19 protein-coding genes are annotated in these 25,230 nt (G+C 72.4%); 11 read left to right on the forward strand and 8 right to left on the reverse strand.

Going from position 1 to position 25,230, the window contains the following annotated elements; genetic code table 11:
- Positions 1-19: 19 nt before the first annotated feature.
- The 10 genes from PS467_RS15255 to PS467_RS15300 all read left to right on the forward strand — a co-directional run bounded on the left by PS467_RS15255 (position 20) and on the right by PS467_RS15300 (position 14,038).
- Positions 20-925 carry a carbohydrate ABC transporter permease gene (locus PS467_RS15255; protein ID WP_311035733.1) on the forward strand — a complete coding sequence of 302 codons (906 nt, stop codon included), beginning with the start codon at positions 20-22 and terminating at the stop codon, positions 923-925.
- Positions 922-2,184: a 6-phospho-beta-glucosidase gene (locus PS467_RS15260; protein ID WP_311035734.1), complete on the forward strand. Its 1,263-nt coding sequence runs from the start codon at positions 922-924 to the stop codon at positions 2,182-2,184. Before PS467_RS15255 ends, PS467_RS15260 begins: the two co-directional genes overlap by 4 nt.
- Positions 2,175-3,251, forward strand: a complete 1,077-nt coding sequence (locus PS467_RS15265; protein ID WP_311035735.1) for an N-acetylglucosamine kinase — start codon at positions 2,175-2,177, stop codon at positions 3,249-3,251. Before PS467_RS15260 ends, PS467_RS15265 begins: the two co-directional genes overlap by 10 nt.
- Positions 3,252-3,388: 137 nt before the next feature.
- A complete protein-coding gene (locus tag PS467_RS15270; RefSeq protein WP_311035736.1) occupies positions 3,389-4,798 on the forward strand; it encodes a GlnX family signal transduction membrane protein in 1,410 nt (469 codons plus the stop codon).
- Positions 4,795-5,826 carry a glutamate ABC transporter substrate-binding protein gene (locus tag PS467_RS15275; RefSeq protein WP_498076482.1) on the forward strand — a complete coding sequence of 344 codons (1,032 nt, stop codon included), beginning with the start codon at positions 4,795-4,797 and terminating at the stop codon, positions 5,824-5,826. Before PS467_RS15270 ends, PS467_RS15275 begins: the two co-directional genes overlap by 4 nt.
- A 159-nt stretch (positions 5,827-5,985) precedes the next feature.
- Entirely contained in the window at positions 5,986-7,311 is a 1,326-nt protein-coding gene (locus PS467_RS15280; RefSeq protein ID WP_311035738.1) for a coiled-coil domain-containing protein, read from the forward strand.
- Positions 7,308-9,923, forward strand: a complete 2,616-nt coding sequence (locus PS467_RS15285; RefSeq protein ID WP_311035739.1) for a serine/threonine-protein kinase — start codon at positions 7,308-7,310, stop codon at positions 9,921-9,923. Before PS467_RS15280 ends, PS467_RS15285 begins: the two co-directional genes overlap by 4 nt.
- 105 nt (positions 9,924-10,028) lie before the next feature.
- A complete protein-coding gene (locus PS467_RS15290) occupies positions 10,029-11,432 on the forward strand; it encodes a PP2C family protein-serine/threonine phosphatase (RefSeq protein ID WP_432280586.1) in 1,404 nt (467 codons plus the stop codon).
- A 22-nt stretch (positions 11,433-11,454) separates the two neighbouring features.
- Positions 11,455-12,825, forward strand: coding sequence for a vWA domain-containing protein (locus PS467_RS15295; RefSeq protein ID WP_311035741.1), 1,371 nt, complete (start codon positions 11,455-11,457; stop codon positions 12,823-12,825).
- A gap of 70 nt (positions 12,826-12,895) precedes the next feature.
- Positions 12,896-14,038, forward strand: a complete 1,143-nt coding sequence (locus tag PS467_RS15300; RefSeq protein ID WP_311035742.1) for an FHA domain-containing protein — start codon at positions 12,896-12,898, stop codon at positions 14,036-14,038.
- Positions 14,039-14,078: 40 nt separating this feature from the next.
- Here PS467_RS15300 and PS467_RS15305 read toward each other — a convergent pair whose 3' ends face one another.
- Entirely contained in the window at positions 14,079-15,266 is a 1,188-nt protein-coding gene (locus tag PS467_RS15305; protein WP_311035743.1) for a methyltransferase domain-containing protein, read from the reverse strand.
- A gap of 80 nt (positions 15,267-15,346) precedes the next feature.
- Here PS467_RS15305 and PS467_RS15310 point away from each other — a divergent pair, with 80 nt between their 5' ends.
- Positions 15,347-15,751: a globin gene (locus PS467_RS15310; RefSeq protein ID WP_311035744.1), complete on the forward strand. Its 405-nt coding sequence runs from the start codon at positions 15,347-15,349 to the stop codon at positions 15,749-15,751.
- 10 nt (positions 15,752-15,761) lie between these two features.
- Here PS467_RS15310 and PS467_RS15315 read toward each other — a convergent pair whose 3' ends face one another.
- The 7 genes from PS467_RS15315 to PS467_RS15345 all read right to left on the reverse strand — a co-directional run bounded on the left by PS467_RS15315 (position 15,762) and on the right by PS467_RS15345 (position 24,866).
- Positions 15,762-16,592 (reverse strand): DUF8185 domain-containing protein, encoded by an 831-nt coding sequence (locus PS467_RS15315; RefSeq protein ID WP_311035745.1) that lies wholly within the window; start codon positions 16,590-16,592, stop codon positions 15,762-15,764.
- Complete coding sequence (locus PS467_RS15320; RefSeq protein ID WP_311035746.1) at positions 16,589-17,092, reverse strand: acyl-CoA thioesterase; 504 nt, start codon at positions 17,090-17,092, stop codon at positions 16,589-16,591. Before PS467_RS15320 ends, PS467_RS15315 begins: the two co-directional genes overlap by 4 nt.
- Positions 17,093-17,096: 4 nt before the next feature.
- On the reverse strand, positions 17,097-18,761 hold the full coding sequence (ettA, locus tag PS467_RS15325; RefSeq protein WP_268976963.1) for an energy-dependent translational throttle protein EttA: 1,665 nt from the start codon (positions 18,759-18,761) through the stop codon (positions 17,097-17,099).
- A 312-nt stretch (positions 18,762-19,073) separates the two neighbouring features.
- Positions 19,074-20,477, reverse strand: coding sequence for a Cys-Gln thioester bond-forming surface protein (locus PS467_RS15330; protein ID WP_311035747.1), 1,404 nt, complete (start codon positions 20,475-20,477; stop codon positions 19,074-19,076).
- Positions 20,478-20,693: 216 nt separating this feature from the next.
- Positions 20,694-21,197 carry a single-stranded DNA-binding protein gene (locus PS467_RS15335; protein WP_311035748.1) on the reverse strand — a complete coding sequence of 168 codons (504 nt, stop codon included), beginning with the start codon at positions 21,195-21,197 and terminating at the stop codon, positions 20,694-20,696.
- Positions 21,198-21,344: 147 nt separating this feature from the next.
- Positions 21,345-23,249 (reverse strand): GTPase, encoded by a 1,905-nt coding sequence (locus tag PS467_RS15340; RefSeq protein WP_311035749.1) that lies wholly within the window; start codon positions 23,247-23,249, stop codon positions 21,345-21,347.
- A 6-nt stretch (positions 23,250-23,255) separates the two neighbouring features.
- Positions 23,256-24,866 carry a dynamin family protein gene (locus tag PS467_RS15345; protein WP_311039863.1) on the reverse strand — a complete coding sequence of 537 codons (1,611 nt, stop codon included), beginning with the start codon at positions 24,864-24,866 and terminating at the stop codon, positions 23,256-23,258.
- Between the last annotated feature and the right edge of the window lie 364 nt (positions 24,867-25,230).

The raw sequence follows: 25,230 nt of genomic DNA on the forward strand, positions 1-25,230 counted from the left end.
CTGAGAGGACCGATCCGCCATGACCGCCACCACCGCCCTCTCGGCGCCCTCCGCGCCCGTGCGCCCCGCCGCGGGACGCTCCCCCGCCCCCGCCGCCCGCCGTCGTGCCGTGCTGCGCTGGATCGCCGTGCACGCGGTCGCCGTCGCCGCCGCGCTCTTCTTCGTCCTGCCCTTCGTCTTCGTCTTCCTGACCTCGGTGATGAGCGACGACCAGGCGATGAGCGGCACTCTGTGGCCTACCGAATGGCACTGGTCGAATTACGCCGAGGTCTTCACCACTCCGGGCTTTCTGGACTGGTGGCGCAATTCGCTGATGTACGCCGGACTCGGCACCCTCTGCACGGTCTGCTCCTCCGTTCCGGTGGCCTACGCCCTCGCCAAATTCCGCTTCCGCGGCCGCCGCACCGCCATGATGCTGGTCATCTCCACGATGATGCTGCCGCCGCAGGTCATCGTGATTCCGATGTATCTGGTCTGGGCCCAGCAGCTGCATCTGTCGGGTTCGCTGTGGCCGCTGATCATCCCGATGGCGTTCGGCGACGCGTACTCCATCTTTCTGCTGCGCCAGTTCCTGCTGACGATTCCCCGGGAGTACCTGGAATCGGCGAAGGTCGACGGCTGCGGTGAGATCGGCACGCTGCTGCGCATCGTCGTCCCGATGGCGAAGCCGGGAATCGCGGCCGTCGCGCTCTTCCAGTTCTTCTACTGCTGGAACGACTATTTCGGCCCGCAGATCTACGCCGCGCAGAATCCGGGGGCCTGGACGCTCAGTTACGGCCTGGAGAGCTTCAAGAGCGCGCACAGCGTCAACTGGAATCTGACGATGGCCGCGACCCTGCTCGTCATGGCCCCCGTGATCATCGTCTTCTTCTTCGCTCAGAAAGCCTTCGTCGAAGGCGTCACACTGACAGGAGTCAAGGGTTGAAGCTCGCAGTCGTGGGGGGCGGATCCACCTACACCCCCGAACTCATCGACGGATTCGCCCGGTTGCGGGACGCGCTCCCCCTGGAGGAACTCGTCCTCATCGACCCGGCCGCGGACCGGCTGGAGCTGGTCGGCGGGCTGGCACGCCGGATCTTCGCCAAGCAGGGCCATCCGGGCACCATCTCCTGGACCGACGACCTGGACGCGGCCGTGGACGGCGCGGACGCGGTGCTGCTCCAGCTGCGCGTCGGCGGTCAGGCCGCGCGGAATCAGGACGAGACCTGGCCGCTGGAGTGCGGCTGCGTCGGCCAGGAGACCACCGGCGCGGGCGGGCTGGCCAAGGCGCTGCGCACCGTTCCGGTGGTGCTGGACATCGCCGAGCGGGTGCGCCGCCGCAACCCCGACGCCTGGATCGTGGACTTCACCAACCCGGTCGGCATCGTGACCCGGGCGCTGCTCACGGCCGGACACCGGGCGGTCGGCCTGTGCAATGTCGCCATCGGCTTCCAGCGGAAGTTCGCCGCGCTGCTGGGCGTGGCCCCCGGCGAGGTGACGCTGGAACACGTCGGCCTCAACCATCTCACCTGGGAGCGATCGGTGCGCATCGGCGGCGCCGACGGCGAGGATGTGCTGCCCAAGCTGCTCGCGGAGCACGGTGAGGCGATCGCCGAGGATCTGCGGATGCCGCGCACGCTGGTGGACCGCCTCGGTGTCGTCCCCTCCTACTACCTGCGCTACTACTACCGGCACGACGCGGTGGTGCGGGAGCAGCGCACCAAGCCGTCACGGGCGGCGGAGGTCGCGGCGATCGAGCGGGAGCTGCTGGAGATGTACGGCGATCCGGCGCTGGACGAGAAGCCGGAGCTGCTCAGCAGGCGCGGCGGGGCGTTCTACTCGGAGGCGGCGGTCGATCTCACCTCGTCCCTGCTGCGCGACACCGGGGAGGTGCGGATCGTCAATACGTTCAACCGCGGCACCCTGCCCTTCCTGCCCGACGACGCGGTGATCGAGGTCCCGGCGAGCGTCGACGCTCAGGGCGCGAAGCCACTGCCCGTGCGCTCTCTTGAACCCCTGTTCGCCGGTCTGGTCGCGAATGTCACCGCGTACGAACACCTGGCGCTGGAGGCCGCGCTGAAGGGCGGCCGGGAGCGGGTCTTCCAGGCGCTGCTGTCGCACCCGCTCATCGGCCAGTTCGATGAGGCCGAGAAGCTGACCGACCACCTCATCGCGCACAACCGGGAGCATCTGGCGTGGGCCTGACCCAGTCCGTACCGACCCCTTCTTCTTCCTCCCCTCCCGGGCCCGACCGGTCGGTCCTGGCGATCGACGCGGGCAACAGCAAGACCGATGTCGCGCTCGTCGGCCCGGACGGCTCCGTCCTCGGCGCGGCTCGCGGCGGCGGCTTCCGGCCGCCAGTCGTGGGCGCCGAGCGCGCCGTCGGGTCGCTCGCGCCCCTGGTGGCGGAGGTGGCGCGGCAGGCGGGCCGGGCCGGGCCGCGGCGTGTGGGGCATGTCTCGGCGTGTCTGGCCAACGCCGACCTGCCCAGCGAGGAAGAGGAGTTGACGGGGGTGCTGGCCGGCCGCGGCTGGGGCGCCACCGTCACGGTCGCCAACGACACCTTCGCCCTGCTGCGGGCCGGCGTCGCGGACGACGGCGAGCCGACCGGCGTCTCCGTGGTCTGCGGTGCGGGCATCAACTGCGCCGGGATCGGCCACGGCGGCCGTGTCGCCCGCTTCCCGGCCATCGGCCGGATCTCCGGCGACTGGGGCGGCGGGGGCTATCTGTCGGAGGAGGCGCTGTGGTGGGCGGCGCGTGCCGAGGACGGCCGCGGCGAGCCGACCGAACTGGCCCGCGCCCTGCCCGCGCACTTCGGCCTGACCACCATGTACGAGCTGATCGAGGCGCTGCACCTGGGCCGTCTGGAGGCGGCCCGGCGGTATGAGCTGACGCCGGTGCTCTTCGCGGTGGCCGACTCCGGTGACGGGATCGCGCGCGCGATCGTCGAGCGCCAGGCGGAAGAGGTGGTGACCATGGCCGCGGTCGCCCTCGCCCGTCTCGATCTGCTGGGCGAGGAGACACCGGTGGTGCTGGGCGGCGGGGTGATCGCGGCCCGCCATCCGCTGCTGGACGGCCGGATCCGCGAACTGCTGGCGGAGCGCGCCCCGAAGGCCGAGCCGCGGGTGGTCACCGCGCCGCCGGTGCTCGGCGCCGCGCTGCTGGGACTGGACCGCACGGGCGCGCCCGAACCGGCGTACGCCCGGCTGCGCGCGCACTACGCCCCGAGTGACGACGCGGAAAGTGGAACCGAACGTCCTTCCGAAGCGTAATGAGAGGGGGAGGGTAGATCGCGATCCGAACAAGATCCAGGCTCGTCCGGTGACCTCTCCTGGCGCCGCGGTCCATACTGCTGCGACACCGACTGCGACACCACACCATGGGATCCGGGCCAAAGGGGAGAGGTCTTGTGTCATACCCGCCGACCACCGGCAGAGCCGTAGCGCCGCCCGCGCCCGCGGCCCCGCCGCGCACCGTGTGGCGTGAGGGGCTCGACCGGGCGCGGGCGGCGGCGACGACCGAGCCCGGTCGGCTGCGTGTCATCGGGGCGGTGCTGGCCGCGCTGATGGTCGCGTTCGGCGCGGTCACCGCCTGGCAGGTCTCCGACCGGCAGACCGCGGCGGACGCCGTGGCCGAGCGCAGCCAGCCGCTGAGCGCCGACGCGGCGCAGATCTACCGCTCCCTGGCCGACGCCGACACCACGGCGGCCAGCGGCTTCCTGGTGAGCGGCCAGGAGCCCGGCCAGGTCCGGCAGCGGTACGAGCGGGACATCGACACCGCCTCCAAGCTGCTGGTGCGGGCCGCGGCCAATACGGAGGGCTCGTCCTCCGCCCGCGAGGAGATACGGAAGATCAATCAGCTGCTGCCGGTCTACACCGGCCTGGTCGAGTCCGCGCGCGCCAACAACCGCCAGGGGCTGCCGCTGGGCGGCGCGTATCTGCGCTATGCCAACGACACCATGCGCGGCGAGCTGTTGCCCGCCGCGAGCAGGCTCTACAAGGCGGAGACCGCCCGGCTCGGGAAGGACTACGAGGACGCCGAGGCATGGCCATGGGTGGCGATCGCCACCGGTGTCGTCGCGCTGGGCGCGCTGGGATGGGCCCAGCGCCGTCACTACGAGCGCACGAACCGGGTGCTCAACCACGGGCTGCTCGCCGCCACGGCCGCCGCCACGGTGGTGATGCTGTGGCTGGTGGTCGGCCACGCGGTCGCCCGCGCCCAGCTCACCGAGTCCAATGACCACGGCGCGAAGTCCCTCCAGGTGCTCAACGAGGCGCGGATCGACTCCCTGCGGGCCCGCGCCGATGAGAATCTGACCCTGGTGGCGCGCGGCGCGGTCGTCGTCGACGAGGACGGCACCGACAAGGGCAAGGACGCCTACGAGGTCAGCTACGGCTCGCGGATGTCCGCGCTCGTGGGAAAGGCGTCCAGCGGGCGCCCCTCGGACGGCAGCCTGCTGGACGAGGCGCGCGCCCTCGCGGACGACGACGCGGGCCGCGAGCCGGTGGAGAAGGCCGCGGACCGGATCCGGGAGTGGCAGGAGCGGCACAAGGCCGCCCGCGCCGCCGACGACGGGGGCGACTACAAAACGGCGCTGACCAAGGTCATCGGCGCCAAGGGCACCACCGGCGAGTCCTTCGACGCGGTGGACACGGAGTTGGCCAAGGCCCTCGACCACGAGCAGCGGGAGTTCCAGCAGGCCGCCGACGCCGGGCGGGGGGCGTTCACCGCCATGGCGCTCGGCGCCGGGGTGCTGACCGTGCTGGGGGCGGCGGGTGCGGTGGTGGGCATAGGCCGCAGACTGTCGGAGTACCGATGAGGACGATGGGGGGCCACAGCATGCGATCGGTGCGATCGGCCGCCGCGGTGACGGTATGCGCCCTGGGCGTGGCCACGGCCATCGCGGTGCCGGCGGTGATGGACGGCGACGGGAGCGGCGGCGACGGCAGGGACGGTGCGCGAAGCCCGCATACGATGCGGGCCGGCGCCGAGGCTGCGGCGGACAGCTGCCGCGATCCCGAGGCGAGCCTGCGCCCGTCGAGCGCGAGCGGCCCGGCCATCAAGCGGATCAAGAACCGTGAGGTCAACGGCCACAAGTTGAACAAGCTGATCGCGGGCGTCGACCAGAACAGCTACCGCTGGGGATACCGCGATCCGGCCACCGGCGATCTCACCGGCTTCGACATCGATCTCGTGCGCGCCATCGCCGAGGACATCTTCGGCGATCCGGACGCGGTCATCTTCCGCACCATCCCCACCAGTCAGCGCATCAAGGCCCTGCAGCAGGGCAAGGTGGACGTCGTGGTGCGCACCATGACCATCAACTGCGACCGGATCAAGGACGTCGCGTTCTCCACCGCGTACTTCCAGGCCGGGCAGCAGGTGCTGGTCGCCGACGACTCGCCCATCACCGGCTACAACAAGACCCTGCGCGGCAAGAAGGTCTGCACCGCGCAGGGTTCCACCGCCGAGGCCGAACTGGACAAGCCGGACACCGGTGCCGAGCATCTGGGCGCGATCAAGGTGAAGCCCGTGCCCAACCAGCTGGACTGCCTGGTCAGGCTTCAGCTCGGCCAGGTGGACGCGGTGATCACCGACAATGCGCTGGCGGCCGGCCAGGCCGCCCAGGACCCCTCCGTCAAGCTGGTCGGCTCGCGATTCACCGATGAGTTCTACGGCGTGGCGATGAACAAGAACGACGACGACCTGGTACGCCGGGTCAACAAGGTTCTGGAGAACTACCGCCAGGGCGGTGCCTGGATGCGGGCCTACCAGAAATGGCTCGCGAAGGACTTCAGCACGGCACAGGGGAATCCGGCACCACCCGCCCCCCAATACAAGGACTAGGGCGGACAAGGACCGGAGCGGATGAGAACCGGCACGGACGGAAACGGACACATCACGTAGGGCAAGGAACGGACCGGCAAGGATTAGCGCCCGCCTCACACGCGTAGGGATGACGCTGAGACAGATCACATAACGGTTACGGACATGGAGAGGTGATCGATGGGGGTCCCGGGACCCTTCCCCAGCTTCGCGGGGACACCCAACGGCCCGGTCATGGGCCGCGAGGAGGTCGACCGCGCGCTGGCGAAGCTCGCCGCCGAACACGAGGCGATCGACTCCTCACTGCTCGCCCTCCAGGACCACGCGGGCAGAAGGCTCCTCGAGGGCGCCGAGCTCACGGGCGTCACCAAGGACCGGTGGTCCACCACCGAACAGGCCATCTCCCTCCTGTGGAGCTACTTCGACGCGTACTCCGAGGCCCTCACCCGCGCCCGTGAGGTGCGCTCCCGTCACCGTTGGCCGACGCAGGACGAGTTGGCCGAGCTCACCGAGCTGCTCCGCGGCACCGCGATCACCCTGCCCAGCAGCGCCTCCTTGGGCGGTTCTCCCCTGCTCAGCGAGGAGTTGAGCCTGGACCGGCTGGTCGACCGGATGAACCGCTGGTACGCCGAGGCCCTCGACGTCATCGTCAGCGCCGACGCCGTGTGGTCCACGCTGCCCGCCCGGATCGACATGCTCTCCGCCGAGCTGCACCGCACCCGTTCGCTGGCCCACTCCGTCGGGGTGCGCCCCGGTGAGCACCCCGCGGGGGACGATCTGGAGCAGATCACCGCCGAGCTGACCGCGTTGCGCGCCGACGTGGTCTCCGACCCGCTGGCCTTCTGGAAACCGGCCAGCGGCAGCTCCGCGCCCGGCGGCGGAAGCCCCGACACCGAGCGCTATGACCGCGCCGCCCGCGCCCTGGAGGATGTCCGGCGCGAGATCGAGGCGGTGCTGGATGTGCGGCAGGACGCCGAGCGGCGGCTGATGCGGCTGCGCGATGTGCTCTCCCGCGCCGATCGCACCCTGGCGGAGGCGCGCCAGGCGCGCGGCGAGGTGCTCGCGAAGATCGCGGCATCGGAGGTTCCGGCCGTCAGCGGCCCGCCGACCGCGCTGCACGAGCAGCTGGTCGCGGCCGCCGACTACCGCCGGCGCTCCCAGTGGCACCGGCTCTCGCCGCTGCTGGAGAGCCTGGAGCAGCGCGCCGACGACGAGCTGCTGCGGGCCCGCGAGTCGCTCACCGCGGTCACCGCGCCGCTCGCGGTCCGCGCCGAGCTGCGCGGTCGGCTCGACGCGTACCGGGCGAAGGTCGCCCGCCATGGCATGGCGGAGGATCCGCTGCTGGTGGAGCGGTATGACGTGGCCCGCCGGATGCTGTGGAGCGCACCGTGTGATCTGCGGGCGGCCGAGCAGGCCGTGCTGCGCTATCAGCAGGCGGCGGCCGAGGCCCTGGTGCCACGCCAGTCGGCCCCGGCCGACGAAAGCATCGAGGGAGGCTCGGCATGAATGCGGCGGTCGTCGCCTGCCAGCGGCGTAACTGCGACGGGTCCTACGAGGATGTGGGCGGAGGTGAGCTGTACTGCGATGTCTGCGGTATGGCCCCGGTCGTCTCACCGCAGGGCATGGTCGGCTCACCGGCCACCGGCGTCACCGGGCAGGGCGCGCCGGGCGGAAGCCTGTCGTCCGGCCGGGCCGCCTCCTCCGGCCGAGCCCCCTTGTCCGGCCCGGCGCCCTCCTCCGGTAGGGCCCCCTCCTCCGGCCCGGCCCCTTCCTCCGGTCGGGACTCCTCGTCCGGCCGGGTGCCCTCCTCCGGCACCTCGGGCCGGTCGCGGTCCGCACGCTCCGCCTCGTCCCAGCGCTCGGTGTCCGGGCGGCTGTCCCGCTCCATGTCGGGGCGGTCCTCGTCGCGTTCGGTCTCGGTGCGCAGCTCCCGCTCCTCCGCGTCGGCCCCCTCGGGACGCAACGCGCTGGGCGCCGGTCTGGTCAGCGTCCCGGAAGTGCCGCGTCCCGACCCGCGGACGGCGGTGCTGGCGGACCCCGAGGTCCCCGAGCGGAAGCGGTTCTGCAGCCGCGCCGACTGCGGCGCCCCGGTGGGGCGCGCCCGCGGTGACCGGCCGGGCCGCACGGAGGGCTTCTGCACCAAGTGCGGCCATCCGTACTCGTTCCTGCCGAAGCTGAGCCCCGGTGACATCGTGCACGGTCAGTACGAGATCGCGGGCTGTCTGGCACACGGCGGGCTCGGCTGGATCTATCTGGCCATCGACCGCGCGGTGTCCGACCGCTGGGTGGTCCTCAAGGGCCTGCTGGACACGGGCGACGAGGAGGCCCTGGCGGCGGCCGTCTCCGAGCGCCGGTTCCTCGCCGAGATCGAGCACGCCAACATCGTCCGGATCTACAACTTCGTCGAACACCTCGACCAGCGCACCGGCAGCCTCGACGGCTACATCGTCATGGAGTACGTGGGCGGCAAGTCGCTGAAGGACATCGCCAACGCCCGCCGCACCACGGAGGGCCGGCGCGATCCGCTGCCGGTCGAGCAGGCATGCGCGTACGGCATCGAGGCGCTGGAGGCGCTCGGCCATCTGCACAGCCGCAATCTCCTCTACTGCGACTTCAAGGTCGACAACGCCATCCAGCAGCAGGACCAGCTCAAGCTGATCGACATGGGCGCGGTCCGGCGGATGGACGACCACGACAGCCCCATCTACGGCACGGTCGGCTACCAGGCCCCCGAGATCTCGGAGGCGGGCCCGTCGATCGCCTCCGACCTCTACACGGTGGCGCGTACCCTCGCCGTGCTCACCTTCGACTTCCAGGGCTATACCAACGTCTTCGTGGACAGCCTGCCGGACCCCGAGCACGTCGAGATCTTCCGGCGCTACGAGTCCTTCTACCGGCTGCTGGTACGGGCCACCGACCCGGACCCAAGTCGCCGTTTCGCCTCCGCGCGGGAGATGGCCGACCAGCTGACCGGGGTACTGCGGGAGGTCGTAGCTCTCCAGACCGGGCAGCCCCGGCCGGCCCTGTCCACGCTCTTCGGGCCGGAACCACGGGTGGTGGACACCGAGCTGTTCGCCGCCGACGGCCAGGACCCGTCCCTGCTGGGCGCCCGGCGCACCGGCAGGGGTGCCGCCGCGGCCGCCCCCGCGCAGCGGCCGCCGGGCCCGCTGGCCCTGCCGCTGCCCGCCATGGCCGTGCTGGACGGACGGGCCACCGCGCTGGCGCTCCCGGTGCCGATGGTCGACCCGGAGGACCCGAACGCCGGGTTCCTGGCCGGGCTGCTGGCCGCCGACCCCGCCGAGGTGAGCGCCGCGCTGCGGACCGTGCCCGTCGACTCGCTCGAGCTGCGGCTGCGCCGGGTGCGCGCCCAGCTGGAGCTGGGCCAGGAGCAGGAGGCGGGCGTCGCGCTGACCGGTCTGGAGGCCGCGTACCACGACGACTGGCGGATCGTCTGGTACCGGGGGCTGCACGCGCTGGCCACCGGCGACCGGGAGACGGCCGCGCTCTCCTTCGACGCCGTCTACGACGCGTTCCCCGGTGAGCCCGCGCCGAAGCTGGCGCTCGGCGTCTGCGCCGAGGTGCTGGGCCAGTTGGACAACGCGGCGGAGTACTACCGGCTGGTGTGGACCACCGACCCGAGCTTTGTGAGCGCCGCCTTCGGCCTCGCCCGGGTCCTGCTGTGCTCCGGGGACCGGACGGGCGCGGTGCGGGCCCTGGAGTCGGTGCCGGAGTCCTCGATCCACTACACGGCGGCGCGGGTCGCCGCCGTACGGGCCCGGCTGCGCCAGCGCGCCCCGCAGGACGCCCTGCTGGGCGATCTGTCGGCCGCCGCCGCCCAGGTCGAGCGGCTGGGCGAGTTCGGTCTGGACGCGGTGCGGCGCGAGCGGCTGCGTACGGAAGTGCTGGGCAGCGCCCTGGATTGGGTACTGTCCGGCAGCAGCGGGGCACCGCCGGGACACAACCGGCCTCCGCTGCTCGGCAGCAGCCTGGACGAGCGCGGGCTGCGTTTCGGATTGGAGCGCTCGTATCGGATACTCGCCAGACTCGCGCAGCGAGGCGAGGAGAGGATCGAACTGGTGGAGCGGGCCAACCGTTTCCGCCCCAGGACGTGGGTGTGATCGATGTCGCAGATGCCGCAGCCGCCCCAGCTGTCAGCCTGCCCGACCTGTGAAGAACCTCCGCAGGCGGGGGACAGATACTGCGATCGGTGCGGTGCCGACCTGGTGGCGGCGGCCGCGTCGGCGGCGGAGGCGACCGCCGACCGGCCGGTGCCGCCGCAGGTGAACGGGGCGGCGCGGTCCACCCAGCCGGAGCCGGACGACTACGAGCTGGCCGCTCCCTCGGACGACGACGAGTCGGCCGAGCCGACCGACGACGACGGATCGGCCGCCCCGCCGGACGACGACGAGTCGGCCACCACCCCGGCCGACGAGTACGAGTCGGCCACCCCGACCGACGACGAGTCGGCCACCCCGCCGGACGACTACCAACTGGCCGCCCCGGCCCCCGCCGGGTACGGGCAGGTGGCCGACCCGCGGGCCACCGCGGCGCTCGGCGCGGCCGAGGCGACACCGTCCGCCGACGCCGGCACCCGCCCGGAAGCCAACGAAAGCACGCACATCAGCGCGGCGACCAGCACGGACAGCGGTACGGGCACCGGCACCGGCACCGGTGCGGACCCTCGGCTGCCCGGCGACGAGCACCACCCCCGGTGCGCCGCGTGCCAGGAGGGCACCATCGACCAGGACGGATACTGCCGGCACTGCGGGCAGGCCCAAGGGCGCGAACGCGACCATATGGAGAGCGAACTGGAGGGCCTCGCGGCGGCCACCGACCGGGGGCTGCGCCACCACCGCAACGAGGACGCGTTCTCCGTGTCCGCCGCGGAGCTGCCCGACGGCTCACCGGTCATGGTCGCCGTGGTGTGCGACGGGGTCTCCTCGGCCACCCGCCCCGACGACGCCTCGGCCGCCGCGGCCCATGCGGCGGGTGAGGCGCTGCGGGCCTCGCTCCCGCGCGGCGCCCACCCCCAGCAGGCCATGGCCGAGGCGATCGCCGCCGCCGCCGAGGCGGTCAACTCCCTGGCGCTGGAGACCGACGCGGACGCTGTCCACCCCGAGCCGCACCGCCATCAGAACGCACCGGCCTGCACCATCGTCAGCGCCGTCGTCACCAGCGACATCCTCACCGTGGGCTGGGTCGGGGACAGCCGCGCCTACTGGGTCCCCGACGACCGTTCGGCCCCGCCCGCCCGGCTCACCGAGGACGACTCCTGGGCGGCGCAGATGGTGGCCGCCGGGCTGATGTCCGAGGCGGAGGCGTACGCGGACGAGCGTGCCCACGCCATCACCGGCTGGCTCGGGGCGGACGCCTATGAGCTGGAGCCGCACACCGCCTCCTACAAACCGGACCGGCCGGGTGTCGTGGTGGTGTGCACCGACGGGCTGTGGAACTACGCCGAATCGGCGGAGGAGATGGCCCGCGCGGTGCCGCCGGACGCCCGCTCACGGCCGCTGAACAGCGCGCAGGCTCTGGTCGGCCACGCCCTCGGCGGCGGGGGCCACGACAACGTAACAGTGGCCATCGTGCCGTTCCCCGCTGCCCCGGGCCGGGCAGGATCCGCCTGACGGTCGCCAAGGAGCGGATGACATGGCCCTTTTCTCCACCTCCCCCGCGCCGCGGTTCTCGGTCGAGGTCCACCAGAACGAGTACCTCCCGGTGGGAGGCCACGAGGTGAACGCGATCATCACGGTCACCTCGGCCGGCGGCGGAGCCGAGGGAGGGTCGCCGATCCCGGCGTCCGGGAGCACCCCCGACGCGTCCGACCGGGATGGTTCCCCCGCCCGCGCGGCCGTGGTGATCATGGTGGACTGCTCCGGCTCCATGGACTATCCGCCGACGAAAATGCGCCACGCACGGGACGCGACCGCCGCCGCGATCGACACGCTGCGCGACGGCGTCGCCTTCGCCGTGGTGGCGGGCACCCACAAGGCGGTCGAGGTCTTCCCCGGCGACGGGCGGCTGGCCACCGCCGATCCGCTCACCCGCGCCCGCGCCAAGGAAGCGCTGCGGGGCCTGAGTCCGGGCGGCGGCACCGCGATCGGCACCTGGCTGCTGCTGGCCGACCTGCTGTTCGACTCCGCCGACACCGCGATCCGGCACGGCATCCTGCTCACCGACGGCCGGAACGAACATGAGGAGCCGGAGCGGCTGCGGATGGTGCTCGACGCCTGCGCGGGCCGCTTCACCTGCGATGCCCGCGGGGTCGGCACCGACTGGGAGGTCGCGGAGGTCACCGGGATCGCCTCCGCCCTGCTGGGTACGGCCGATATCGTGGCCGATCCCGCCGGACTCGCCGCGGACTTCACACGGCTGATGGAGGCGGTGATGGGCAAGGAGGTCGCCGACGTCAGCCTCCGGCTGTGGACGCCCAAGGGCGCCGAGGTGGCGTATGTGAAACAGGTCGCACCCGCGGTCGAGGACCTGACCGCCCGGCGCGTCGAGGCCGGTCCGCGCGCGGGCGACTATCCCACGGGGTCATGGGGCGAGGAGTCCCGTGATTACCACGTGTGTGTACGGGTTCCGGCCGCGGAGGTCGGCCAGGAGATGCTCGCGGCCAGGATTTCCCTGGTTCAGCCGCGGCCGGATGGAGTCGGCAGCCCGCCGAGTCCGCTGGCGCAGGGGCTGGTAAGGGCGGTCTGGACGGACGACCTGGCCGCCTCCACCGCGATGAATCCGCAGGTGGCGCACTATACGGGCCAGGCCGAACTGGCACAGGTCATCCAACAGGGAATGAACGCCCGCAAGTCCGGCAATATCGAACAAGCGACCGCGAAGCTCGGGCGTGCCGTACAGCTGGCGACCGCATCGGGAAATGAGGACACGGCGAAACTGCTTGCGAAGGTGGTGGACGTCGTCGATGCGGCGGCAGGTACTGTGCGACTCAAAGCGAAGGTCGCGGAGGCGGACGAGATGACCCTCGAAACGCGCTCCACCAAGACAGTTCGCGTTAAGAAGTAGCACATAACCAGCACTCACGTAGCACTTCTCGGCAGAAAACGCCAAGAACGCCACAAGAGGGGGATCCGACATGCCGACCTGTCCTAACGGCCACCAATCGGCGGCTGACGACTGGTGTGAGGTGTGTGGCCACCGGATGTCGGGGACACCCATGCCCTCCGGCGCCGTTCCGCCACCGCCGGCACCGCCCATGCCGGGTGCCCCCGGTACGCCCGTGCCGCCGGGCGGCTTCGGAAGTCCGGGGCCGGGCGGCCCACCACCGCCCGGTGGCCCGGGTGGCTACGGCTATCCGGCGCAGCAGCAGGAGCTGTGCCCGCAGTGCCGTACGCCGCGTGAGGCGCAGGCTCCGTTCTGTGAGGAGTGTCGCTTCAACTTCCAGGCGCAGGCGCCTTCCCCGTACGGCCCGCCGCAGGGCGGTTACGCCCCGCCGCCGCAGCCGGGGATGCCGCAGCCCGGCCCCGGGGGACCGCAGGGCCCGCACCCCGCCCAGGGCGGCGGCTACCAGGCGGCGCGCCCCGACAGCGACTGGACGCTCCCGCCGCCGCAGGGGGGCACGCCGCCGCACGGCGCGCCGCAGCAGGGCGCCCCGGGCCCCGGCCAGGGCGCACCCCCGGCCCCGCAGCAGTACGGCTACGGCTACCCCCAGGCCCCGGCGCCCGCGCAGCCGTACGGAGGTGAGGGGTACGCCCCGCCCCAGCAGCAGGGGCCGGGGCACCAGCCGCCGCAGCAGCACCCGGGTGCCCCGCAGCACTCGACGCCGCCCGGTGGGGCACCGTTCGGCCAGGGCGGTGCGCCGTCGCCCGCGCCCGGAAACTGGATAGCGGTCGTCGCCCCGGACCGTGAGTACTTCGTGGCGATGATGAACCGCAGCGGCCCGGAGGCCGCCGGGCTGAACCTCCCGGCCTACTCCCCCGAGCAGCAGCTGCCGCTCAACGGCCACCAGATCACCATCGGGCGGCGCCGCCACAGCACCGGTGAGGCCCCCGACATCGACCTCGGGCGCCAGCCCGAGGACCCGGGTGTCTCGCACCAGCACGCGATCCTCGTCCAGCAGCCCGACGGGGCCTGGGCGGTCGTCGACCAGGACTCGACGAACGGGACGACGATCAACGGCGGCGAGGAGCCGATCCAGCCGTTCGTGCCGGTTCCGCTCCGGGACGGCGACCGCGTCCACATCGGCGCCTGGACGACGATCACGGTGCGCCGGGGCTGAGCCACCGGGCTGCGCTACGGGCTGTGCTACGGGGCTGGGGCTAGACGTAGGGCTGAAGCCGACCGGGAGGGCCCAGTGGCCAGCCGTAGGCGCCCTCCGGGTCGTCCAGCCAGGCCCATTGGCGCTCGCCCCGCACCGTCACCCCGTAGCGCTCCCGCCCCGGTCTGCCCTCGTGCTCCCACAGCGCGAGGGCCTCGACCGGCTCCATCTGGCCCGCGGCCAGGTTCAGCAGGAACCGGAAGGAGTCGTCCAGCAAGGGCCGGGACGGCAGTCCGTAGGTGGGCACCTGAGGCGGCGGACCACTGCCGCGCAGCGGAACGAAGTACGCGGGGGTGGCCAGGAAGCGCCCCTCCGCATGGCGGGCGTCGGCGACCCTCAGGGCGATCAGCCCGGTCGCGAGCGGTGTCAGGATCAGTGCGTCCGGCCCGCACTGGCCGAGCCACGCGGGCGGGACGGACGCCACGGCGCAGGTGGCGATGATCCGGTCGTAGGGAGCGTGCGACGGACAGCCGCGCGCCCCGTCACCCGTGACGACCGCCGGCCGGTACCCGGCCGCGGCCAGATGGTTACCGGCGGCATCGGTGATCTCCGGGTCGAGGTCGAGGGTCGTGACCTGTGCGTCGCCGAGCCGATGTGCCAGCAGCGCGGCGTTGTAGCCGGTGCCCGCGCCGATCTCCAGCACGCGGTCCCCGTCCCGCACCTGGAGCGCCTCGAGCATCTGGGCCATCAGCGAGGGCTGGCTGCTGGAGGTGATCAGCTCGCCGTCGCGCACCCGCGTCGCGAGCGGGGCGTCCGCGTACGCACCGGCCAGCCAGCGGGCCCGCCGCAACGGGTGGGGGTCGTCGCGCCACAACCGGGTACAGCCAACCGTCCCGCGCGCCCCACCTGCCACCACCACTCCGGTGCCGCCCGCCTCGCCCCCTGCAGCTGCCCTCTCGCCGCCTACCTCGCCCGCCCCCGCTGCCCCGTCGCCCGCCTCGGGTGCCTCGCCCGTCTCGTAGTAGTAGGGCACGAAGAGATGGCGCGGTACCGCCTCGAAGGCTGCGCGCCAGGCGGGGTCCGTGAGTCCGCCGCTCGCCACGATCCCCCGGACCAGCCCGGCGCGCACCGCCGCGGCCTCCTCGGCGTACGGATCGGCCTCCCGGCCCGTACGGTTCGGCCGCGCACGTTCCGTAGCGTCCGGAGCGCTGCGTGTGCCGCCGCCCGTGCCACCGCCCGTGCTGCCCATGACTCCACTCTCCTGCGCCCGCCTCCCGGCCGCTACCCACGCCCCCTTTTCCGGACGGGGGCGTCTGAGAGCATGGAGGCGTGAAAGAGATTCCGCGCGGCACACTTCAGGAGCAGACCTTCTACGAGCAGGTCGGTGGCGAGCAGACCTTCCGGCGTCTGGTGCACCGCTTCTACCAGGGGGTCGCGGAGGACCCGCTGCTCAGGCCGATGTACCCCGAGGACGATCTGGGGCCGGCCGAGGAGCGGCTCGCGCTCTTCCTGATGCAGTACTGGGGCGGCCCCCGCACCTACAGCGACAACCGCGGCCACCCCCGGCTCCGTATGCGCCACGCCCCCTTCACCGTGAACCGCGCCGCCCATGACGCCTGGCTGCGCCATATGCGCGACGCGGTCGACGAGCTGGAGCTGGCCCCGGAGCTCGAGCGTCAGCTGTGGCACTACCTCACCTACGCCGCCGCCTCCATGGTCAACACGGAGGGCTGACCCGGCGGGCTCAGGCGGGTGTGACGGACAGACCGGGGAAGCCTGACGTACGCACCGCGACCGAGCCGTACGGAGTGCGCAGCCGCAGCCAGCCGCCCGCGGCGAGCAGCGTCAGAGGCTCGGCCACGGGGCCGGGCGCGGTGGTGGTCACAGCGCCCGCAGCAGCGGGGGCGGTGGCGGTCGGCGCCGCCGCCCGGACCGGCCGCAGGAAGCCCAGCGACTGGGCGGCGTGCACGGCGCGCAGCGGGAGCCCGGTGTCACCGAGCGTGCGGGACCAGATCTCATGGCCGATGCGGTCGCGCTCGGCGCGCGTACGGCGGTCCTCGGGAAGCTCCGCGTCACGGGTGCGGAACTCGGCGACGGCGGCGGCGACCGCCCCGCGCACCTCGTCCGCGCCCGGCAGCCCGTTCACCCGGCGCCAGCCGCCGCGCGGCGGCAGCACCCCGGCCCACGGCGGACCGGTGACGGACTGCGGCACGATGACCACCAGGCCGCGGCCCTCGGACGCTTCGGCGGTCCGCGCGGCCCGCGCCGTGTCCAGCGCGTCCGCGAACTCACCTGCCGAGACCGTCGCGTCCAGCCCCCCGGGCCCGCCCGCCGCCGTGGCCGACGTGGCATCGGTGTCCGTGGGGACGATCGCCTCGAGCCGTGCCGTACGGATCGCGAGGACATCGAAGGACGGCGGCCGGCCGAAGACGGCGAGCACACCGCCGCCCGCCTGCAGCCGCACCGCCGCCGCCCGGTCGTAGTGGATCAGCCGGGCCAGGAAGGCGGCGAGATCGGCCGCCTCCCCCGCGTCGGCGAAGTGCAGCTCCTGTCTGAGAGCGTGGAAGGCCGTCATACCGTGACGGCTCCCTCCGGTCGCCCGGCACGGCCGGCGGACCCGGCGGCCCCCGCGCTTCTCGCGGACGCCTTGCCGGTGTCCGTCACCGGGTCCGGCTCCAGGTACTCGGTCAGGAACTTCTCCTCTTCCGGGGTGACCCGGCGCGGGCGGCCCCGGTCGAGGTCGTACGGCACGATGCGGGTGGTGGCACGCACATACAGGGCGTCCTCGTCCTTGATCTCGTAGCGCACGGTGAGATACGCGGCCCCGATCTCCGTCACCCAGGTCTCGACCGTCACCGGCCGGTGCCGGTGGACGAGGGGCTTCAGATAGTCGATCTCGTGCCGGGCCACCACCACGCCGCCGGTGAACGCGTCACTCCCGCTCCCCGGCGCCAGCCGCCACATGAAGTCGACCCGGGCCTCCTCCAGATAGCGCAGGAAGGTCACGTTGTTGACATGGCCGAACGCATCCATATCGGACCAGCGCAGGGGACAGGAGTAGACATGGCGTGCCATCCGCTCAGCCCCGGGTCAGCTTCTTGTAGGTGGCGCGGTGCGGACGGGCCGCGTCCGGGCCGAGCCGCTCGACCTTGTTCTTCTCGTACGACTCGAAGTTGCCCTCGAACCAGAACCACTTGGAGTCGCCCTCGTACGCCAGGATGTGCGTGGCGACGCGGTCGAGGAACCAGCGGTCGTGGGAGACGACCACGGCGCAGCCGGGGAAGTCGAGCAGCGCGTTCTCCAGCGAGGAGAGGGTCTCGACGTCGAGGTCGTTGGTGGGCTCGTCGAGGAGCAGCAGGTTGCCGCCCTGCTTGAGGGTGAGCGCCAGGTTGAGGCGGTTGCGCTCACCGCCCGAGAGCACCCCGGCCGGCTTCTGCTGGTCCGGGCCCTTGAAGCCGAAGGCGGAGACGTAGGCGCGGGACGGCATCTCGACCTGGCCGACGTTGATGTAGTCGAGCTCGTCGGAGACGACCGCCCACAGCGTCTTCTTGGGGTCGATGTTGGCGCGGCTCTGGTCGACGTAGGAGATCTTGACGGTCTCGCCGACCTTGATGCTGCCCGCGTCGGCGGTCTCCAGGCCCTGGATCATCTTGAAGAGCGTGGTCTTACCGGCGCCGTTGGGGCCGATGACGCCGACGATGCCGTTGCGCGGGAGGGTGAAGGAGAGGTTGTCGATCAGGACCTTCTCGCCGAACGCCTTGGAGAGGTTCTCCACCTCGACCACGACATTGCCCAGCCGCGGGCCCGGCGGGATCTGGATCTCCTCGAAGTCCAGCTTGCGGGTCTTCTCGGCCTCGGCCGCCATCTCCTCGTAACGGGTCAGACGGGCCCTGGACTTGGCCTGGCGGCCCTTGGCGTTGGAGCGGACCCACTCCAGCTCCTCCTTGAGGCGCTTGGCCCGCTTGGCGTCCTTCTGGCCCTCGACCTTCAGCCGGGCCTGCTTCTTCTCCAGGTAGGTGGAGTAGTTGCCCTCGTAGCCGATGGCGCGGCCGCGGTCGAGCTCCAGGATCCACTCGGCGACGTTGTCCAGGAAGTACCGGTCGTGGGTGATGGCCACGACGGTGCCCTCGTACTTGGCGAGGTGCTGCTCGAGCCAGTTGACGGACTCGGCGTCCAGGTGGTTGGTGGGCTCGTCCAGCAGCAGCAGGTCGGGGGCCTCCAGCAGCAGCTTGCAGAGCGCGACCCGGCGCTTCTCACCACCGGAGAGGTTGGTGACCGGCCAGTCGCCGGGAGGGCAGCCGAGGGCGTCCATGGCCTGCTCGAGCTGGGCGTCGAGGTCCCAGGCGTTTGCGTGGTCCAGCTCCTCCTGGAGCTTGCCCATCTCCTCCAGCAGCTCATCGCTGTAGTCGGTCGCCATCTGCTCGGCGATCTCGTTGAATCGGTCGAGCTTGCCCTTGGTCTCCGCCACGCCGTCCTGGACGTTCTCCAGCACGGTCTTGGACTCGTCCAGCGGGGGCTCCTGGAGCAGGATGCCGACGCTGTAGCCGGGCGAGAGGAAGGCGTCACCATTGGACGGCTGCTCCAGGCCGGCCATGATCTTCAGCACCGTCGACTTACCGGCGCCGTTGGGGCCCACGACACCGATTTTCGCGCCGGGCAGAAAGCTCAGCGTGACATCGTCGAGGATCACCTTGTCGCCGTGCGCCTTGCGCGCCTTGCGCATGGTGTAGATGAACTCAGCCAAGAGAAACCGTCCGGCAATCTGGTAGGTATCGAGGTGCGGCTCCGCCGCGGTGTCCGTATCCGTGGCGGCTTCCACCGCGTGAGGGCAGATACACCCATCTTGCCGTACGGCCGGGCCGAGGCGGAAACCCATTGGTCCGGCGTGCGGCGTGGTCCGGTGTCCGCGGCCCGCGCGACGCGAAGGGCCGGAACCTCCCTGAGGCTCCGGCCCTCCATCACTGTGCGTGGTCGACGATCACCCGATGATCACCACAGTCGGTCATCGTCACTTCACTCAGCGATCACTGCTGCCCTGGCGTCGCCGCCCTGGCGTTCACTCGCCCGCGGGGGCCTTCTTCTTACGGACGAAGAAGATCGCGCCGCCACCGATCACGACCAGCGCCACGGCGATGCCCGCGATCATCGGGGTGTTGCTGCTGCTACCGGTCTCGGCGAGGTCGCCACCGGCGGTGTCACCGCCGGTACCGCTGCCGCCACCGGCCGACGCGGGGCTCGGCTGCGAGGAGGGGGTGTCGCTGCTGCCGCCGCTGCTGGAGGTCTTGCAGTCGAGGACGCCGGAGAAGGTCTTCTCGAAGCCGTTCGGACCCGTGATGGTGAACTCGTAGCTCTGGTCCTCCTCCACGGGGGCCGTGACGGTCTTCGACTGACCCGCCTCGACGGTGTGCTTCTGCCCCAGGAGCTCGAAGCTGAAGGCCTCGTCGCCCTTGTTGGTGGCCGTGACGTCGACGCCGCCCTTGGCGCAGTCCTTCTCGGCGGAGACGGCCGGGACGGCGCCCTTCTTCGCCCAGTTCGCGGTGGCGGTGGCGGAGACGGTGCTCTCGCTGGACCCGGCCAGGATCTGGGTCTGGCTCTTGGAGGCGCTGGAGAACGCGCGGCCCACCGGAACCTTGGTGGCGGCCTGGGCGGTCAGCGTGGCGGAGCCGTCGGCCGCGCCCTCGGGGACGTCGAAGTACACCTCGCCGCCGTCGGCGGCGCTGGTGATGGTCTTGCCGCTGCCGTCGACGAGCTTGACGCCGCTGTCCGCGTCCTCGGTGCCCGGGGTAAGGGTGACGCTGTCGGCGTTGGTGTGGACCTTGACCGGGCCGAGCCGCTCACCGGCCTTGCCGGAGACGGCCGGCGGGTCCAGGCTGAGCGACGCCTTGGGCTCCTCGAGGTTCTGGGCGCTCTTCTCGAGGTAGTCGGCGAGCTTCTCGGCCTGCGGGTCGACCGCGTCGACCTTGGCGTTGTCGGAGAAGCGCCAGATGGCGACCTGCGTACCGGCGGCGGCGGTCTTCTCGGTGAGGGCACCGGTGCCCGCCGTCTTCGCCAGTGCGTCGAGGTCGTTCACCTGCGGGTAGGAGTTCTGGAGAATCCAGTTGATCTTGCCCGCATCGGGATTGTTCGCCAGCGAGGTCTCGGCCCAGGACTTCTCCTCGTACTTGGCCTTGCTCTGCGTCGGGTTGTGCAGATCAATGCAGTACGTCTGGATGGAACCGCCGTTGTCGACCGACATCTCGAAGAGGCCGGCGCCGATCTGCTGGTCCTTGCCGTTGTCGTGGATGACGGCCTTGTCGAAGGTCTTGAGACCGCTCAGCGTGGCCGTGGCACCGCCCTGACTCGGGGGCACGTCATCGGCGGCGGCGGTACCGGCGGTGACCATCGCACCCGCCGCGACCAGGCCGGACGCCAGAACGGCGGCCGCAAGGCGGGCAATGCCCCGCCTCCGTACAGAAATCATGGTTTCCCCTCCGGGCGAGCGCCAGTCGGTTGGTGCGCCTCGCCAGCGAACTCAAAACACAGGAACCCCCGTTGGGCACCCAGGGATCCTAGGGAGAAAGAAACCGCGCGTTCCCCAGGAATGCCCCGACCCAACCGATCCGAATCGAAATCGTTATCTCGTCCACAGATTTCAAATGACTTGGGATTATCGACAAATCTCTGTGACCACGGCCACTCACGGGGAAGTTGCCCCAGTCGGTGTGTTTAGCAGAGGTTTGGCCTGTGAAACCCGCCGAAAAGCGGATGTACCCCGCGTGAGGTCGTGTCCGACCGCCACCGCGTCGATCTCCGCGGTGACCCAGCGCCTGGACTGATGCGCCCCGCCGCCGAGGTCCGCGCCGGGCGCGCCCGGGGCCGCGGCCCCGGCCATCCCCCCGCCGTCCCCCCGCGGCGGACGGTCCCGCTCCCGGTCCCATTCACGCTCCCGCACCCGCAACGTCCCATGGACGACGAGGGGTTCACCCAGCGATACCGACCCGGCGACATTCGCGGCGAGCGACCGCCATGTCCAGACCGTGTAGAAACTCGTGTACGCGTCCACCCACGCGTCCCGCCCCCGGTCCCAGCGGCGCACCGTCGCCGCCAGCCGGAACCGGGCCACCGCGACACCCGCGGCCGTCTCCCAGAAATCCGGCCGCGTCGCGGCATTGCCCACCACGGTCACCCAGCTCTCGTTCACCGGCTACGCCTCCCCCATCACTCATCGCTTCGCGGCTCTGCCGTGCCGTTCGTGGACCATGCTGCCCCCGATCGCGAGGCCCCGCCGGGCCCTGTGCACGACCCCGCGATTGTGGACAACTCGGTCATCCGTCCGGGTGACCGTCCGTCATGTCCCGCCCGCCGCGATGACGTACTGCGCCCGCACCTCCGCGTACCGGGCCAGCTCCGCCTCCACCGGCTCCAGCACCCGCGTCCGCCCGCATCCGGCCGCCGCCTCCCGCAGCAGGCCCTCCACCGACTGCCCGTGGCGCCGCGCGGGCCCCCGCGCGGCCGTCCGGGAGGCCCAGGCCAGCGCCGGGCCGATCACCGCGCCGCCCGTCACCGGCAACGCGGACAGCCACCACTCCGGTCCGCCGAACACCCCGGCCACGGCCCCCAGCAGCCACAGCACCCCCACCACTTGCGCCACCAGCAAGGCCATCTGGACCGCCGCCACCATCGACCACCACACGGGCCGGGGCGGCCGCCGGCTCGCCGTCGCGGCCGCCACCGCCTCGTCGACCGCCTCCGCCAGCCCTCTGCCGCCCCACCCCGCCGCCTCCCGCACGGCCTGGGCCCATGGGCCGGGCAGCCCCGCCGTCGCCTCGTCCGCGAGCGCCCGCACGGCCTCCTCCACCGCGGGCCGCGCCGTGACCGCCTCCGCCGCCACCGTCCGCGCCCGCGCGCCCGGGATCTCGGTCCGCTCCGGGGCCCCCGAGGTCCGCGAGGCCGAAGGGCCCCCCGGGTCCCCCGGGGTCCGGCCCTTCCTGTCCCGCAGCCGCCCCCATGGCGTTCCGCAGGCCCACTCGGCGTCCCTCAGCCAGGCGCGCTCCGCCGCCTGTCCGGCCGCGGCCGCGCCGGCCGCCTCGGCCAGCCGGTCCGCGAAGGCCGTCCGCGCCCGCTCGGTGAGCCCGACCGGTCCGCCGTCCGCCACGTACTGCGGCCGCAGCCGGGTCATCGTGCCGTCCACGTCCGCCGACAGCCGGCGCTCGGCCGCCCCGCACTCGGCCGTGAGCCGCCCCAGCATCTCCCGCAGCTCCCGGACGCCCTCGCCGGTCAGCGCGGACAGGGCGAGCACGGCCGCCCCGGGCTCCCCGTGCTCGCCGAGGGCGAGCCCGTCCTCGTCCAGCAGCCGCCGCAGATCGTCCAGCACCTGGTCCGCGGCCTCGCCCGGAAGCCGGTCCACCTGGTTGAGCACCACGAAGGTCACCTCGGCGTAACCGGCGAGCGGCCGCAGATAGCGCTCGTGGAGGACCGCGTCCGCGTACTTCTCCGGGTCCACCACCCACACCACCGCGTCGACGAGGCCCAGCAGCCGGTCCACCCGCTCCCGGTGGCCCGGGGCGGCCGAGTCGTGGTCGGGCAGGTCGAGGAGGACCAGACCGCGCAGCGCGGGGTCGTACGGATAGCCCGGGTTGCGCCGGTCCACCGCCGGGATGCCGAGCCGGTCCAGCAGGCCGTCGGCGTGATCGGTCCACGCGCAGGCGAGCGGCCTGGCGGTGGTCGGACGGCGGATGCCGGCCTCGGAGAGGGGCGCTCCGGCGAGCGCGTTGAAAAGTGTCGACTTACCGCTTCCGGTGGCCCCGGCGACGGCGACCACGGTGTGCCCGTAGGGGTGCCGTCCCCGCGCGTCCGCCTCGTCGAGCACCCGCGCGGCCCCGGCGAGCGTGCGGCCCTCCAGCCGGGACCGGGACAGCCCCACAAGCTGGCGCAGGGCCTCCAGACGGGGTCGCAGGGTGCCCGTGGCGAAGCTTCGGACACCCGCCTCGTACACGGCGTAAGGAGGGCCGCAGAAGGGCCGCCGGCCGGTCCTCTCCGCCGTGAGGCCCGCGGGGCCGTGGGAGACGCCCGGTGCGGGCTCCGCCACCATCCCCTCGTCCACCGCGCGGGCCGGTCGGCCCACGGCCCGTCCCCCGGCCCACCGGTGCGCGCGCCGGGCGATCAGGCCGTCGTCCCAGGTGTGGCGGCCCCCTTCCGCGTCCCGGTCTGCCCCACCGCCCTCGTTGCCGTCGTTGTCCTCCGTGGCCGTCACTTCCGGTCACCTCTCCTTCTGCAGTACGGACAGCGCGGCGATCAGCTCGACCTGGTGGTCCGGGGACATGTCCAGGGCGTCCAGAGGGGCGAGTCTGCGGTCCCGCTCCGCCCGCATGACGCGTGCGACGCAGCCGTCGAGCAGCCGTCCGCCGCGGTCGCCCAGGCGTAGCGCCGCGTGCGCGCCCAGGGTCTCGGCGAGCTTCTCGCCCGCCTTACGGGCGCGGCGTCCGCCCAGGAGGGACGCGGCGAGCAGGGCGGCGATCTTCTCCGGGACACAGCTGCCCCCGTGTTCGGCGATCCGGAGCCGGGCCTCCTCCTCGGCCAGCTCCTCGACACAGCGCCGCCAGTGCCGGACGGCGACGCCGATCCGCTCGGCGGCGCCGCGCGCGTCGCACGGCGCGAGCCCGGCCCGCGCGGCCGGGTCCTGCCGGCCGGCCTCCGCGAGCTGTTCGTCGGCGGTGGCGGCCGCGCCGCGCAGCAGGGTGGCCAGGGAGCCGGTGAGCGCCGTAAGGAGCTCGTCGGGGGTGCTGTCCTGCGGCAGGCCCTGCCAGTGGGTGAGCGCGCCGCCCGCGAGCGCCGCGCCCCGCTCGATCTCGCGCCGCACCCGCTCCGCCGCCTCCCCGTACGCGCCCTCGACCCGCTGGACCAGCCGCACCGCGGCCGCGTGCTGCGCCGCCGCGGCCCCGGCCAGCGCGGGCATCCGGGAGCGGAGCGAGTCCAGCGTCCCGGCGACCGTGCGGGCGGCGGCGACGGTGCGGGCGTAGGGGTCCTGTGCGTGCTGGGTGAGCCAGGCCCGCAGCGCAGCGACGGCGGTGGCGGGCAGCAGCCCGCTGCCGCCGCCCGCGGACTCGGGGAGCTCGGGGATGGTGAAGCGCGGGACATCGCCGAGCCCGGCGGCCGTGAGGAGCGCGGCGTACTGCCGGGAGACCTCGGCGGCCACCTGGTGCGGCACCCGGTCCAGGACGGTGACGAGGGTGACGTCGTACTCCTTCGCGGTCCGCAGCAGATGCCAGGGGACGGCGTCGGCGTACCGGGTGGCCGTGGTGACGAGCACCCAGATGTCCGCGGCGCAGATCAGTTCGGCGGCCAGATCGCGGTTCCGCGCGACCAGCGAGTCGATGTCGGGCGCGTCGAGCAGGGCGAGCCCCCGTGCCAGCCCCGGGTCGGTCTCCACCCGCAGCGCCGCCGGCCCCTCCTGCGCCCGCTCCTCCTCGTCGTACGCGCTCTCCGCCCGCTCCCCCTGCGCCGGCACCCACACCCGGGCGAGCCGCGGCAGCACCCGCTGCCCGGCGAACCAGGGGTGATCGTCGGGATGGCACACCAGCACCGGCGTCCGCGTTGTGGGACGCAACACACCTGCCTCGGTGACCCGTCGGCCGACCAGCGAATTCACCAGGGTGGACTTGCCCGCGCCGGTCGATCCCCCGATGACCGCCAGCAGGGGCGCTTCGGGGGCGCGCAACCGGGGCACGAGGTAGTCGTCCAGTTGAGCGAGCAGCTCGGCACGGCTGCGGCGAGCGCGGTCGGCGCCGGGAAGGGGGAGCGGAAACCGAGCGGCGTCGACACGGTCACGCAGTGCGGTCAGCGCGTCGAGCAGCCGGGGCCGTACGTCCAAGATCGCCACACGGTGAAGAATGCCCGCTTTTGGCGCCTTTTTGAAGCGTATGCTCACTCGCGCGCGTCAAAGAGACCTACCCGGATCAACCTAAAAGGGGCACGGGGTGAGCGTGACCACAGAGGCTCGGGCATAACGAGTGCACAACACCCGTTCTCTGATGCGTGAAAATCGATGCAAGTTCCGCACCTCCCTGCGATTATCGGATCGCTTCACCGAACCTCCACAACGTGCCACGCAGGTGAAGCACCCGGGGCGAGGCGCAGGGAGCCCTATCCTTGTCCCCGGCAAGGTCACGGTCCGTCGAGTCCGGCCACCCGCACCACGGCCGCCCCGCCGGTCCCGTGGACACCGGGGGCTCACC

Source organism: Streptomyces luomodiensis (assembly GCF_031679605.1).
GTDB classification, from domain to species: Bacteria; Actinomycetota; Actinomycetes; order Streptomycetales; family Streptomycetaceae; genus Streptomyces; species Streptomyces luomodiensis.